Origin of the sequence: Bifidobacterium sp. UMB1197, assembly GCF_030217745.1 — a bacterium.
GTDB lineage: Bacteria > Actinomycetota > Actinomycetes > Actinomycetales > Bifidobacteriaceae > Bifidobacterium > Bifidobacterium vaginale_B.
In genome coordinates this window covers 278067-293135 of record NZ_JASOOL010000001.1, presented here as the reverse complement: position 1 = coordinate 293135, position 15069 = coordinate 278067, and the positions used below count along the sequence as shown (strand labels likewise).

Below are 15069 nucleotides of genomic sequence, written 5' to 3'. Positions count from 1 at the left end.
TAATCTGATTACACAAATTCATACAAGTTAATATGCAATTAATATGCAATTTTTACACAATTTTGCGTTTACAATACGAGTTAAACGTGCCGCTCTTAAAATTACCTGAATATTTAGCAGTATAAATGCCGTATAAATGCCACATATAACCCATAAATTAGCTAATTATTTTTATAAAAATTATAAAAACACGTAAAATTTAACGAACGGTTGCTTGCGACTTTTCCGCGCGCAATACCGCAACTTACGCGCGTATCGTCATGCCTTCTAATAGAGTAAATGTTATGACTAATCTTATTGAACACCCACGCGGAGCAGAACCTGGTAAACCTGGAGATCGCAGAGAATTCTCGTTTACAACAAAAACGCGTTTGGAAAATGCGGCAGATGGCAAAGGAAAAGACGGAGCCAGATACGGCCGCACTGGCGTAATTCGCACGCCTCATGGAGATATTTGCACGCCTGCGTTTGTGCCAGTTGCCACGCAAGGCGCAATGAAGGCCGTGCTACCAGAATCAATCAAAGACTTGGGCGGCCAATGCATGCTTTCTAACGCATTCCACTTATATGAGCGCCCTGGCGAAGATATTTTGGACGAAGCTGGCGGCCTTGCAAAGTTTATGAACTGGGATGGCCCAACTTTTACGGATTCTGGCGGATTCCAAGTGCTTTCGCTCGGCGCAGGATTTAAAAAGACGCTTGCAATGGATGTTACTGGCATGAAGTCCGACGATGTAATCGCAGCTGGTAAAGAGCGAATGGCATTTGTTGACGAAGATGGCGTTACTTTTAAGTCTCCGCTAAACGGCTCTATTCATCGTTTTAGCGCAGAAATCTCAATGGGAATTCAGCACAAGCTTGGCGCGGATATTATGTTTGCTTTCGACGAGCTTACAACGCTTATGAACACTCGCCGCTACCAGGAGGAGTCTGTTGAGCGCACTTTCCGCTGGGCTAAGCGTTGCGTTGAAGAACACAAGCGATTGACCGAGGCGCGATTAGGAAAGCCGTATCAGGCGTTGTATGGCGTTGTTCAGGGAGCAAATTACGAGGATTTGCGCAGGCACGCGGCACAGCAGATTGCTTCGCTCGACTTTGACGGCGTTGGAATTGGCGGTGCGATTGAAAAGCGCATTATTGGAGACACTTGCGCTTGGATTTGCGATGCTATGCCAGAAAATCGCCCTCGCCACGTGCTTGGAATTGCAGCAGTTGACGACATTTTTGCTTGCGTAGAAAACGGCGGAGATACCTTTGACTGCGTGGCGCCTGCGCGATGCGGCAGAAACGGCGCGATTTTTACTCGCCACGGGCGCTACAACGTAAAGCGCGCGGAATTTAAGCACGACCAGGGGCCACTTGAAGCAGGCTGCGATTGCTACACTTGCACGCATTATTCGCGCATGTATGTTAGCCATTTGCTGCGCGCTAAAGAGATGAACGGATACACGCTTGCTACGATTCACAACGAGCGATTCTTTGTTAAACTTCTAGACGACATTCGCGCGTCGATTGACGGCGGGTATTTTGAAGACTTCAGAGATGAATCGTTAGCCCATTATTATGAGAATGGGTCGCGCGGATAATTTGCTTGGTGTTGCGCGCGAATCGACGATTTCAATCTGCACACTTCCCCATGTTTGTTTACTTTTTCTTGCTTTTGTTTCCAAAATCGGCCGAAATGTAAACAAACACGGGCAAAAAGAAACAAACGGGGGCGCGACGACCTGCCTGAGCGCTTAGAGCGTAGTGCGCGAAGGCAACTTGGAGCGCTGAGCCGCTTACATGTAAAGTCCAGTGGACTTTACGTGCGGCGAAGACGTGAGCGCGCTGTAACGCGCGAACAACTTTCCCGCGTTTGTTTCCAAAATGGGTCGAAATGGGAACAAACGCGGGTAAAAAGAAACAAATGCGGGCCAACACACAAATGGCGATATTTGCTAAACGGCTACAAATATGGTAGTTTTATGGTCTGTATGCGAACGTGGCGGAATGGTAGACGCGCTGTCTTCAGGTGGCAGTGAGTGTATACTCGTGCGGGTTCAAGTCCCGCCGTTCGCACTCTTTAAGAACGTTGATTTTTCAACGTTCTTTCTTATTTTGTAGCATCATATTGCAACATCATATGCAACAATTGTGCATTTGCTTAAAAATGTGTGATAGACTGAATAGTGAACGTCATAAGACGTCAGACGTGTTAAAACATAGTGGTTTTAATTTTTACGGTCATGGAGGACTAAAATGGAACGTCGTTCAACGAAGACGACGAACCTGGGTGAAGAAATTGCCAATATCGGGGGTTCGGCACACACGCGATTCAACCATGCCACAATAAAAATTACACCAACTAGCGAAAATAGCGGGAATCACGGGAATCAAAACGAAGGAATAATAGGGTTCAAATTTGTAGCAAATGCAGATTGTGATTTATTAAATATTAAGCCCGCACAAGAATCGGAAGCTTCCGCGCATCAAGAGGACGCAACTCCAATAATAAAAATAAGTATTAAAGAAGATGCTCCCCTGCTTAGTGCGCAAAATCTTTTAGAAGATAGTGCCGACGCAAATGGTGCAAAAGAAATTGCACTGCACATGGAAGATGCGCTAGGCGCGGGCAACGGGCGCGAACACGATTTTGCAATAACGTACGGAAGTTTTGGAAGCCGATTTTATTTAGACGGATACCAGTGCTTTGCGAGCGCAACGAATCTTGGACCGCAAAGAGTGTGCGCAAAAGCGGCGGAAGCTTGTGCAGCGCAGGCAGAATCTTCGCAAATCTACGACTTTTACCACTCAAGCCACTTGCCGCAGCCAGAAGAAATTGCAAATTCGGCCACTCAGGCGCAGCCAGACATATGGTTTGCGGGGCCTACGATTTGCGCAAGAGACATAAAACGCATATCTTGCAAGGCCAGCGGAACGCTGCACATTCAATTTAGATTGCGCGGGCCAGGCCAACACGGAGTGCTTTTTGCAGCTGGAACTACTGGAACTGCCGGAACTGCCGGAACAAAAACTAAGCAAGAACCTAGCGAAAAAATAAGCGTGTACGCGGGTCCAGAAGGCATAAAAATCACGCTAATTGACAGCGAGACGGGCGTAAAAAGCGCAATCGAAGCAGCCGCAAGCATTGACGATGGCGAATGGCACGACTTGATTATTCGTGCAAATCGCGGAGCAACTGACATTTACGTAGACGGATACAGCCAGTCGCACAACATAGGCCAATTCTGGTTTGCAAACATACCAGACTTAGACGCCGTAAGCATTGGCGAAAACCTGCGCGGAGTGCGATTAATGGGCGAAGCCAGAACGGGCGGAATCTACTTTAGTGCGCTAAGCGAAGGCCAAATCCAAAGAATATCGAGAGTAAAACCGCTTGTAACAACCGCACTATTTGACACAGGCTACGCAGGCTCTCGCAGCTACAGAATACCGTCGCTTGTAAAAACGCGCATGGGAACGCTAATCGCGGGAGCAGACCAGCGAACAAGCGTTTCGAACGACGCTCCAAATCACATAAACTTTGTGATTCGCAGATCCGCAGACGGCGGAAAAACGTGGGAGCCTTTGCAAACCGTAATCAATATGCCTGGCAAAAACCTTGGAAAACTGGGCGCCAGCGCAATCGACTCCTGCCCTGTTTTAGACCCAGAGGGCAAAAGCGAAAGAATCAACGTATTAATTGACATTAATCCTGGCGGAATTGGGCTAACAAATTGCAAAACAGCTGTAGGCGTGGACGCTTGCGGAAGAATCAAGCTTATAGACCGCTTAGGTGGCCACTATGCGGCGGCAATGGACGCAAGCGCGGCCGTAAAATTGCCATGCGATTCCAGCGAAAAAGAATGCGCAACAAACTGGCTAATTTACCCAGATGGAAGCATAAAAAATGGCGATTTGAGCGGAGACCTGAGCAGCGGATTGCACAGTAACCAAACTTGCGACCGTTCCACGTGGAACATATGGCAATCACCCGAAACAGCGAGCAAAAATCAGCCATTATTCGCCGAAAAAACTTGCTACATAGCGCAAATCTACTCGGACGACGACGGCGAAACGTGGAGCGCACCACGCTTAATTGACCACATGGTTAAAGAACCGTGGATGAGCTTCGCTGGAGTATGCCCAGGGAACGGAATTGTTATTAGGCGCAGCGAAAAACATTACGGCAGAATACTCGTGCCATTTTATTGCAGCGGCCAAAGCAAATCGCACTATTCTTCGGGAGCGCTTATTTCGGATGACGACGGCAAAACGTGGCGCCGAGGCAAAATGATTAACGAGGGGCGATTAATGGGCGTCAAAATCGTAGACCCTGTAACAATGCAAGACGACGATGCAACAAGCTCCGAAACCGTGTTTGTAGAGCGCAAAAATGGCGATATTCTGGCGTTCTTCCGCAATCAAAATCGCTCGGGCTGCGTAGGCAAGGCCATTAGCCACGATTGCGGCGAAACGTGGAGCGAGCTGATTTTTGACCAAAGCCTGCCCGAGATATTCAGCCAGCCAAGCGCAACCTGCTTTAGCGGCGAAAACGAGGGAAACGCAGACTGCATAGCATTTGCAAACGCAAGCCAAATGATGCCGTACCGCGGCCGCGGAGTTGTGCGATTTAGCTTCGACGGCGGCAAAACGTGGCAAAAAAATGTGTGCATAAACCCATTCCACCACGTTTATCAATGCCTTACCTCTAGCAATAAACACACTTTGCAGCTACTGTGGGAAAAAGAGACTACTGGAATTTATATAACAGCAATAGATTCCTCGCTTTGGCGGCAAGATAGTTTGCAAACAGGTTTCAAAAACACAATAGACAAAAACACAGTACACAAAAACAAAAGAACAAAAGATTCAAAAGATTCAAAAGAGGGAAGACTCACGCGAACTGAAAGGAGCCAAAATGGAAGAGACATTTAGCAAGCACGAAGACGATGAGATGACAACACTAGACCGCTTATCGCTATTGCAGGCAAGCTCAAACTCCGCTCCAATCGCAGCAAGAAAGCGCTGCGACGAAACAATGGACGCAATCAGGTCGCTTATATTAAGAGAGCGTTTGCAGCCAAAAGATATGCTTCCAACCGAGCCAATGCTATGCAATTTGATTGGCGCATCAAGATCGTCGGTGCGCGAGGCCATTCGCAAGCTAGAAGCGCTTAACATTGTGGAAGTTAAACAAGGAAAAGGCATGTTTGTTGGCTCCTTGTCTTTGGATCCAATGGTGGAAACGCTTGCATTCCGATCTTTAATCTCCATTAATAAGAATTTTGAAGACTTGAGTGACGTTGTGGAAATGCGCAAATTCCTAGACCTTGGATGCGCGGATAAAGTTGTTGAGTCGCTTAAGGGAACGCAGCATCCAGAGCTGGAAGCGCTTTCGGAAACAATGACTAAAGAGGCGCATGCTGGAAAAACGTTCTTGGAACAAGATATTGCTTTCCACACGGGCATTTTGCGCGCGGTAAACAATACGATCGCAGAGCAATTTGTGCGATGCTTGTGGCTTGTGCATATGGCTGTTTTGCCGCAATTGGGGCTGGAAGTTTCGGACGAGCTTGAAAAAACCGCTAGAGCGCACGAACTTATGCTTAAAACGGCTATTGCGGGAGATGCAGACGGATATAGGCAGGCTGTAAACAGCCATTACGAACCAATTCAGTCGATTTTGCTTAATAGACTGCAAAAGCACTGAAGCACATACATTCTATAAAATGGAAGAACCGCTCTAGTTTAAGGAGCGGTTCTTTCATCTTCAATGGTGATGCCTGAGTACTACAGCATCACGATTAATCGCAACGATACGATTTCCGTTACGAAATTTTATGGCCGTCGCACCAAACGTGCTCAACTGCCAAAGTTCCTGGATTAAGCAAAAGCAAATCGGCCGCGTACCCCTTTTCAACCAAGCCCAAAGGAGCGCCAGTTATAGCATTCGGCTTATCTACTCCAAGCACATGAGCAGGAACAACGGTTGCCGCAGCAATGGCCTCTGGCAATCCGATTCCAAGCTCTTTAACAGCGCGCTTAATAGCAACTTCCAGAATCAAAGTAGATCCCGCAATAGCGCCATTAGAAACAAGCCTTGCGTGGCCGCCCGTAACCGTAACGTCTAAAGCGCCAAGCTTATAAGCGCCATCCGCGCATCCTGTTGCAGCCATTGCATCCGTTACAAACGCAATCCTTCCAGCCGCCGCCTTAAACGCCATTCGCAAAACAGGGTTTTCAACGTGGAAGCCGTCGTTAATAAGCTCAATCGTTACTCGCGGGTCTTCCAAAGCTGCAGGAATTGGGCCTGGCTTGCGGTGATGAATGCCGTTCATAGCGTTAAACATGTGAGTCATAAGCGTAGAGCCAGCGTTAAAAGCCGCGCGCGCGGTTTTATAATCTGCGTCGCAATGCCCCACTGCTGGAATTACGCCAGCCTGTACAAAGCGCTTAATAGCCTCCATGCCGTGTTCTCGCTCTGGAGCCAGAGTAATCTGGCGCAAAGTGCCATCCGCCGCCTCAAGCAGCGCCTCAACACGCTCGGGGGTAGGGTCCACTAGGCAATTAGGGTCGTGCGCGCCTTTTCTAGAAAGCGCCAAGAACGGCCCCTCTAAGTGAGATCCAAGCACATCTGGTCGCGTTTGCATAACGCGCTTAACGGTGCGCAAATTCTCTTGCATTACGTCAAGAGGATTTGTAATCAAGCTAAGAACTTGCCTAGTTGTCCCATGAAGCATGTGATACGCGCGCGCAATGGCAATCCCTTCGGCACCGTCGTCAAACGAATGCTCCCAGGCTCCATGAGCGTGCAAATCAATATAGCCTGGCGCAGCAAAATAGCCGCCGCCGTCTACAACATTTAAGTCAGATGCGCGCAAGCCGCAAGCATTAATCGCCAGCGCAAGGTCTTCGTCTAAAATGCCCGTTTCTAAAATTACGCCATCTTTAACCAAAATCCAAGCGTTAGGAACAATTCCGCGCGCGTCTACAACGCTTACGTTGCGCACTACAAAACTGCGCCCCTCGTTTGATTTTAGTGAATCATCAATCTTATTTACGGCATCTAAGTATGCATTTTTTGACATTTAACCCACCTGCGTTTGTGCTTTTGACGTTTGTGCTTTTGAATACGTTACTTAATTTTAGACTTATCTATCAGAGGTATCGGATCCATAAGATGTATCGGATCTATCAGATTCCCTGCCAAGATGGCTTATTTGCGTACACCCAGCGATAGTAGTCTGCCAACTTAAGCTTGCTTGCTGCATCTTCGTCTACAATCACAGTTGCGTGCGGATGCATTTGAAGCGCGGAAGCTGGGCATAGCGAGCTTACTCCGCCTTCTAGCGTTGCCGCCACAGCATCTGCCTTATTTGAGCCAAACGCAAGAAGAACAAGATGCTTAGCGCGCAAAATCGTTCCAATTCCTTGGGTTATGCAGTGAGTTGGAACCTGGTTAATATCTCCGTCGAAGAATCTGCGATTATCTACGCGAGTCTGCTCGGTTAATGTTTTTACGCGCGTTCCAGATGCAAGCGAAGATCCTGGCTCGTTAAATCCAACGTGGCCGTCGGAGCCAATTCCCAAGATTTGCACATCGATTCCGCCAGCGGCCGCAATCGCAGCATCGTAGTCAGCTCCAGCGTGTGCAATCTTGCTGCCCTCGCTTAATGGCGCTCCGTTAAGAACATCTCCCGGAACGTGCACTAAATCTGGGTTTAGGCCGATTAAATCGGTTACGGTTCTGCGAATTGTGCTGTGGTAGGACTGCTCGTGCTCTAATGGCAATCCAATGTACTCGTCAAGCGCAAATCCGCGCACGCGACTAACGTCAACATTATTTTCTTTAACAAGCTTTGCAAGATGCTCGTAGGCCTTTAATGGGCTAGATCCTGTAGCCAAGCCAAGTACTGCGTCTGGCTTGCGTTCAATCAAATCTACAACTGCTTTTGCGTAGAGCTCGCCAGCTTCATCTTGATCTTTTACAATAATAACTTCTGCCATCTTTGCTTCTCCTTTAAAGCTTTAAGCAATTATTAGCATTGCGGCATGCGAATCAACGCACACCGCAACACTATTTACTTACTATGCACCATCAATAAAAGGCTTTATTAGATTATTTATGATTATTTATGATTTTTACTTAAGATACGCACCTAAGATACGCACTTAAGATACGCACTTAAGTCGCTACTTAGTGGAATCGCTCACTTCTTGCGGAGTCTTTGCCAAAGTCAAGCCAACTTCCTTAAGAACGCCAGCCACGGCTTCAACATTTTCTCCCTTAAGTGGGCAAACTGGATCTGGCATCTGATTTGTGTCAAACACACCAAGCAATGCCATTGCGGTCTTAAACGCTCCAACGCCAGCGCCAAAGCCTGCCACTCCGCTAGGAACAGTAACAATTCGCATCAAAGCAGCAAGCCAATCCTGCTCCTTCTTAACCGTTGCCCAATCGCCAGCCTGAGCAGCCTTCCACATACGCACGTAGCCAGTGGCCTCAACGTTTGCAAGACCAGGAACAGAGCCGTCTGCACCAGCCATGTATGCTCCGTCAACAACAACCTCTTGGCCCGTAAGCAAAGTCAATGGGTGGCCAGCCTTATTGTTGTCGTCTACAAGGAACCTAAACGATACGTCGTCGTTGGAAGAATCCTTAACGCCAGCAAGCACGCCATCTTTGCCAAGCTTTACAAGCAAACCGCCTGGAAGCTTTGTGTGCACGCAAACTGGAATATCGTAAGCAAACAGAGGCAAATCTGGAACAGCTTCGTGAATAAGGCGGAAGTGACGCTCAACTTCTGCCATGCCGCCGAGTGCATAGAATGGCGCTGTTGCAACGATTGCAGATGCCCCAAGCTCCTTAGCTTCCTTTGCATGCTCAATAACGCGGTTTGTTTCCGTATCGATGCAGCCAACCAACACTGGCACGCGGCCGTCAACAATGCGCATTACGGTTTCAATGATTTCGCGGCGGCGCTTATCTGTGCTAAATGCCACTTCGCCAGAAGATCCAAGTGTAAACAGGCCATCTACGCCTGCCTCAATCATGCGGTTAAGAGAGCGCTCAAAGCTAACAACGTCTACTTCGCCGTCTGCCGTTAATGGCGTAACTACTGGTGGAATAACGCCGTGGAATTTTTCTGCCATGATTAAACTTCTTTCGTATTTTTTATGACTTTTTATGATTTATGATTTATGATTTATGACTTTAGGTTTTGCAATTAATGGGCGGCCTGCATGGATTTACTGCAGGTCTTAGCAGACCGCCCGCGCATTTAAGCTAGCGACTAGCACCTGCCGCTTACTTGCACTCTTCTTCCGTTGGATGCAGCAGCGAAGGCGCCGCGCCCATCAGAATCTTTGTGTACGCATCCTGCGGATTATTAATCACCTGGTGAGTTTCGCCGCGCTCAACAATCGTTCCGTGATTCATAACAACAACTTCGTCAGATATGTATCGGATTGTTTGAATATCGTGGCTAATAAACACCATGGAAAGATTCAGCCTCTTCTTTAAGTCGGAAAGAAGATTCAAAATCTGAGCACGCACAGAAACATCCAAAGCGGAAGTTGGCTCATCTGCGATTATTGCATCTGGATTAAGCGAAAGCGCACGAGCGATTGCCACACGCTGACGCTGGCCGCCAGAAAGCTGACCTGGCAAAGCGCCAAGAACAGAATGAGGCAAACCAACCATTCGTATTAGCTCCTTGGCTCTAGCATCGCGCTCAGCCTTGCTTCCAATCTTGTGCACAACAAGCGGGTCAATCAGCTGATCAATCACACTCATACGAGCATTCAAAGCCATTGCTGGATCCTGGAACACAACGGAAACCACGCGTCCAATATCCATGCGCTCTTTTGCGGTTCGGTGCGTAACGTCTTGCCCTTTAAACAAAACCTTGCCGCTCGTAACCTGCTGGAGTCCGCACATAATGTTTGCAGTAGTAGACTTTCCGCAGCCAGATTCACCAACAATACCAATCGTCTTGCCTGGCATAAGCTTAAGATTTACCTTGTTTACGGCTGTAATCTTGTTCTTATGGAATAAGCCAGATCCTGCTCGAGTAGTGAACACCACTTCGGCGTCGCGCAGCTCGATGATTGGAACATCGCCATTTTCGTTCTGTACTTTGTTTGTTTCGTTAACATTCATGTTCATCGCACATCTCCTTGATCGGAGGCGGTCAAAATTGCGGAAGGTGCATCCGATTCAGGCTCTGGAGGCGCGGCGTAGAAGTGCCACGTTCCTGGAATGCGCTTCATTACTGGGCGCACGTCTAGTCCTTGATCTGGATGAGAAGAGCGAGGAGCGAATCGATCTCCCTTAGGGAAGTCGGATGGGCTTGGAACCGTTCCTGGAACCTGGTGCAATCTTGGAGCACCAGCCTCAATGGAGGTTACGGAGCCAAGCAAACCACGCGTGTACTCGTGATGCGGGTCGGTGAGGATTTCCTTGGTGGAGCCTTGCTCAACAACCTGGCCTGCGTACATTACGGTAATCGAGTGCGCAACCTTGGCAACAAGAGCCAAATCGTGGCTTACAAACACCATTGCAAATCCAAGCTTTTCGCGCAATTCGTTAAGAAGATCAATCACCTGCTTTTGAACAGTAACGTCCAAAGCGGTTGTTGGCTCATCTGCGATTATCAACTTTGGATCTCGCGTAAGTGCCATTGCAATCAACACGCGCTGACGCTGGCCGCCAGAAAGCTCGTGTGGGTAGGATTCAAGCGTGCGCTTTGGATCCAAGCCTACAAGCTCCAACAACTCTTCGGCGCTACGAGTGCCACCTCTAGAAGTTAGCTGCTTCATCTGCGTTTTAATCAGCATTGATGGGTTTAAGGAAGACAAAGCATCTTGGTAAACCATTGCAATCTCGTGGCCGCGCAAAGCATTGTGCTCCTTTGGGCTAAGCTTTACAAGATCCTTGCCATTAAACAGGATTTGTCCGCTAATCTTAGCTTTTGGATCAAGCAAGCCCATAATCGCCAGCGAAGTGATTGACTTACCGCAGCCAGATTCACCAACCAAGCCCATTGTTTCGCCTGGGCGAACAGAGAAGCTCAAGTGGTCTACAACGTTTACGCTGCCGTAGCGTGGGAACTGAATGCACAAGTCTTTAACCTCAATAACTGGAGGCTCTGTAGACGTTGGCTGCAAACGATCCGTGCGCTTTAATTCGGCCGCGCGAAGCTTTGCCAAAGACTCAACCAAAGCGTCGTGCTGCTCCTCGTAAGCTGCCACTGGGTCGGTAAGAATCCTATCTTCCTTGCGAGCTGCTTCCGCATCTGCAGCAGTCTTAGCTACTGGAGCGGTTGGAGCTGCAACCATTGCATCCGTAATGCCCTCAGAAAGAATGTTAAGGCACAAAACGGTAATCATGATTGCTAAGCCTGGGAACAATGCCTGCCACCAGTAACCAAAGATAACGCCTGCTTTAGCAGAAGACAAAATGTTGCCCCATGTTGGCGTTGGCTCTGGAATACCAGCGTTAATAAAGCTAAGGGAAGCTTCGAACACGATTGCGTCTGCCACAGAAAGCGTTGTGAACACCATAACTGGAGCTGCAATGTTACGCGTTACGTGCTTGAGCAAAATCCAAGGTGCGCGAGCGCCAGAAACGATTACTGCACGCACATAGTCTTTTCCATATTCGCTTATTATGTTTGCGCGCACAATTCTTGCGATTTGTGGAACGTAAAGCACGCCAATGGAAATGATGATGCCAATCATGGATTGTCCAAGAATTGCAAGGCACACAGCCGCTAATGCGATTCCTGGGATTGACATTACTACGTCAATCAATCGCATTATAAGCTCAGATATCCAAGTGCGGCTCACAGCTGCGATTGCGCCGATTATCGAGCCCATCACCAATGCAAAGATAACAGACGACAAGCCGATTACCAGCGAGTAGCGAGCGCCGTACATAACGCGCGAGAACACGTCTCTACCAAGGTTATCGGTGCCAAACCAGTGCGCTCCTGTTGGCGGCTGATAGTTTTGCGTAATCTTTACTGGGTCGCATGGCGCTAAGAAGCGTGCAAAAACAGCGCAGAACGCTAGTATTGCAATAACAACAAGCGAGATTTTAGAGCCTAAGCTCATCTTGCTAAATCTATTAAATTTGATGCCTGGTTTTGATGCGGCATCTACTACCTGATTCTTTCCAAATAGCATGTCACACCGTCCTAATTCTTGGGTTGATTAACACGTAGAGCAAATCAACAATAATGTTTATAAAGATGAATGCGATTGCAACAACCAAAACAACGCCTTGCACAAGCATCGGCTGGTTGCCATTAATGCCGTCGAACATTGCAGTACCCATTCCTGGTAGTGCAAAAATCACCTCAATAACGATTGCGCCACCCATAAGGTAACCAATCTTCATACCAAGAGTGGTGATTGGTGTAATCAAAGCATTGCGGAACACGTTTCTAGCAACCACTACGCTCTTTGGAATACCTGCGCCGATTGCGGTTCGCACATAATCCTTATCCAATTCTTCTACCATCGAGGTTCGTATGATTCGCGTAAGCTGACCTGCTACTGGAAGGCCTAGTGCGAAGCAAGGCATTGCCATTCTGGCCATGTATGCTTCTGGATCTTCAAAGAACGGCACAAAATCGCCAGAACCTGGGAGCCATGCGAGCTTGATTTGCAAAACGTAAATCAAAAGAACGCCGAGCCAGAAGGATGGAGTTGCGATTGCAATAATCGAAAGCACGCGAACCGTTTGGTCAACCCAAGTATCACGGTAAAGCGCTGCAAAAACGCCGAAGATTACTGCAAAGACTATTGCGATTAACAAGCCAATGAAGGTTAACTGCAAGGTGATTGGGAAGGCGTCCGCCACTCGCTGAGCCACGGAATCCTTGTTTACGCCGTAAACACCCATGTTTCCTTGGAAGAGTCCAACTATGTAAGACCCAAACTGCTGCCACCATGGCCTGTCGTAGCCCATTTCGTGGCGGAAGGCTGCCAGAGCTGCTGGAGACGAATTTTCGCCTAATGCTGCAACTGCTGGATCGTATTTAGAAAATGACATAAGGAAGAATACGAGGAACGTAACACCGAATGCCATGAACGGCAGGGCGATTAGTCGCCTACCTAAAAGTCTAAGAAAATTACTCATAAGACATCCACACATCCATTGAAGAAAATTGTTATTTTTGCATAACAAAACCGGCCCATCTGCACAAAGGCGAGAAAGGTAAACAGTTGGGCCGGTTTTGCGGTTAGAGGTTAGGGAAAATGAAGTTTGTTACTTTGACTTGCACCTACTTTGTTAGCTTTGCTTTTACAAGGTTGATGCCAGTGGAGCCGATTGCATTCCACTCAGCCAATGCACCCTTCTTTACAGCGGTCGTAGTCTTACGATGGAAGAGTGGGTACAGAGGCACTTCGTCGCTAATCAAATCGAAGCACTGGTTCCAATACTTCTGACGCTCAGCTGGCTTGCTGGCAGCCAAAGCCTTGTCCATAAGCTCGTGGAGCTTTGCGTATCCTTCGGAGTTCTTCCAGAAGGAGCGCTGACGGGTCCAAGCGTTGTCGCCGTACCACCAGCTCATCAACAAGTCTGGGTCGTTGCCGAACACGGATGGATCGCCTGGAGCAAGAACCATGGAGTAGTTTGCATCGTCGCGGTCGGTAATCTGTGGGTAGAGTGCGGAAGACTTCATAGACTTGATTTCCACATCCATGCCAATCTCAGCAAGATCGTTCTTGATTTGTGGAGCAAGCTGGGTAATCCAAGTGTGATCCGTGGTGTAAAGAGTGAACTTTAGTGGACCATTTACGCCAGCTTCCTTAAGCAAGCTCTTTGCCTTAGCAATGTTCTTGGTGTAAACGTTCTTTGCCTTGTGGTAGTTTGCGTAGTTCTTTGGCAAGAAGCTTGTTGCTGGCTCACCCTGGCCGCTCATCTGATTTGTAATCAGCTTGTTTACGTCAATTGCGTAGAGAGCTGCCTGGCGAACTCGCTTGTCGTCAAATGGCTTCTGCTTTGTGTTGAACATAACAAATGGAAGAGTAAAGCCCTGTGCGGTCTTAAGCTCAGATCCAGATGCCTTCAAAGTGTTGAATGCCTGTGCTGGAACCATTTCCATTACGTCGGTCTTGCCACCCTGCATTGCGGTTACGCGAGCAGTATCGTCAACGGTTACATTCCAAACCATCTTCTTGGCTTGTGCCTTGTACTTGCCGTTGTAAAGATCGTTGCGCTCAAACTTTACCTGGTTATCGGTAATAGAAACATACTTCCATGGGCCAGAGCCGATTGGCATGTTCTTAAGATCTGCATCAGACTTTGCAGTTGGAACAATCTGAATCAAAGCAAGGCGCTGCTTGAACAGTGGGAACGCCTTCTTTAGCTTAAAGATTACGTGACGATTGTCTTTTGCTTCTACAGAGTCAATAAAGTCGAGCATAGAGATGTAAAGGCTGCCCTTTGCGGTTGTGCGCTTAAAGGAAGATACTACGTCTCCTGCGGTTACCTCTGTTCCATCCGAGAACTTAGCGGCATCGCGAATGGTTACTTCGTATTCCGTATCGGAAATCTTCTTTGGCTCACCCTTTGCAAGAGCGTTGAAAACCTTAAAGTTGCTGTAATCAAGAGCGTAAAGTGGCTCCGTAACGTGCCAGTTTGCTGCCATTGGCAACGCGCCAGAGGTTGTAGATGGCGCAAAGTCGCGGCTTGCGTATGCAACCTGTGCTGTAATCGTGTCTTTAACAGCGGTCTTTGCTTTTACGGCCTTGTGGGTTTTTGCTCCACCGCAGCCAGAAAGCATCATTAATGCTGCCACACCAGCGGCGAGCGCCGCGGTTAGCTTCGAGTTAATTCGTGCCATATTTTCTCCTCACCATTGAGTTTGGGTTTTTTGCATTTCATCTTCGAATGCGAAAACATTTTAAATTATAGCGCGTGCATTATTTTCACGTTACTTCAAACATAAGAGGTCTGATGTCTGATGTCAAGTTATGCGTGTGTCGAATTTGTGAAAATTTTGATTATTTTTTAAATCGCGAAAAATTAGAACAAAATCGCACATAATCGACACACATATAACCACTATT

At 47.9% G+C, this 15069-nt stretch carries 10 protein-coding genes and 1 tRNA gene; 4 read left to right on the top strand and 7 right to left on the bottom strand.

All coding sequences use genetic code 11. From position 1 onward, the window contains the following. Positions 1–260 precede the first annotated feature (260 nt). From tgt to QP420_RS01220, 4 genes are all read left to right on the top strand, one after another. The gene (gene tgt, locus QP420_RS01235; RefSeq protein ID WP_481616337.1) at positions 261–1586 is read left to right on the top strand and encodes a tRNA guanosine(34) transglycosylase Tgt; all 1326 of its coding nucleotides are present in this window, start codon (positions 261–263) and stop codon (positions 1584–1586) included. A 392-nt stretch (positions 1587–1978) separates the two neighbouring features. Continuing rightward, positions 1979–2061, top strand: a tRNA-Leu gene (locus QP420_RS01230). A 180-nt stretch (positions 2062–2241) separates the two neighbouring features. Beyond that, entirely contained in the window at positions 2242–4920 is a 2679-nt protein-coding gene (locus QP420_RS01225) for a sialidase family protein (RefSeq protein WP_481616336.1), read from the top strand. Beyond that, positions 4904–5695: a FadR/GntR family transcriptional regulator gene (locus QP420_RS01220; RefSeq protein ID WP_060786609.1), complete on the top strand. Its 792-nt coding sequence runs from the start codon at positions 4904–4906 to the stop codon at positions 5693–5695. The genes QP420_RS01225 and QP420_RS01220 overlap by 17 nt, the downstream gene beginning before the upstream one ends. Before the next feature lie 118 nt (positions 5696–5813). Here QP420_RS01220 and nagA read toward each other — a convergent pair whose 3' ends face one another. From nagA to QP420_RS01185, 7 genes are all read right to left on the bottom strand, one after another. Then, positions 5814–7073, bottom strand: a complete 1260-nt coding sequence (gene nagA / locus QP420_RS01215; protein WP_481616335.1) for an N-acetylglucosamine-6-phosphate deacetylase — start codon at positions 7071–7073, stop codon at positions 5814–5816. Positions 7074–7179: 106 nt separating this feature from the next. Further along, positions 7180–7992 (bottom strand): glucosamine-6-phosphate deaminase, encoded by an 813-nt coding sequence (gene nagB / locus QP420_RS01210; RefSeq protein WP_415695838.1) that lies wholly within the window; start codon positions 7990–7992, stop codon positions 7180–7182. Positions 7993–8178: 186 nt separating this feature from the next. Continuing rightward, complete coding sequence (locus QP420_RS01205) at positions 8179–9138, bottom strand: dihydrodipicolinate synthase family protein (protein ID WP_016635892.1); 960 nt, start codon at positions 9136–9138, stop codon at positions 8179–8181. Positions 9139–9292: 154 nt separating this feature from the next. Next, positions 9293–10153 carry an ABC transporter ATP-binding protein gene (locus QP420_RS01200; protein WP_060786611.1) on the bottom strand — a complete coding sequence of 287 codons (861 nt, stop codon included), beginning with the start codon at positions 10151–10153 and terminating at the stop codon, positions 9293–9295. Beyond that, entirely contained in the window at positions 10150–12174 is a 2025-nt protein-coding gene (locus QP420_RS01195; RefSeq protein WP_060786612.1) for a dipeptide/oligopeptide/nickel ABC transporter permease/ATP-binding protein, read from the bottom strand. Before QP420_RS01195 ends, QP420_RS01200 begins: the two co-directional genes overlap by 4 nt. A 1-nt stretch (position 12175) precedes the next feature. After that, positions 12176–13081: an ABC transporter permease gene (locus QP420_RS01190; protein ID WP_060786613.1), complete on the bottom strand. Its 906-nt coding sequence runs from the start codon at positions 13079–13081 to the stop codon at positions 12176–12178. A gap of 196 nt (positions 13082–13277) precedes the next feature. Next, positions 13278–14843 carry an ABC transporter substrate-binding protein gene (locus QP420_RS01185; RefSeq protein ID WP_481616334.1) on the bottom strand — a complete coding sequence of 522 codons (1566 nt, stop codon included), beginning with the start codon at positions 14841–14843 and terminating at the stop codon, positions 13278–13280. Positions 14844–15069: the final 226 nt, after the last annotated feature.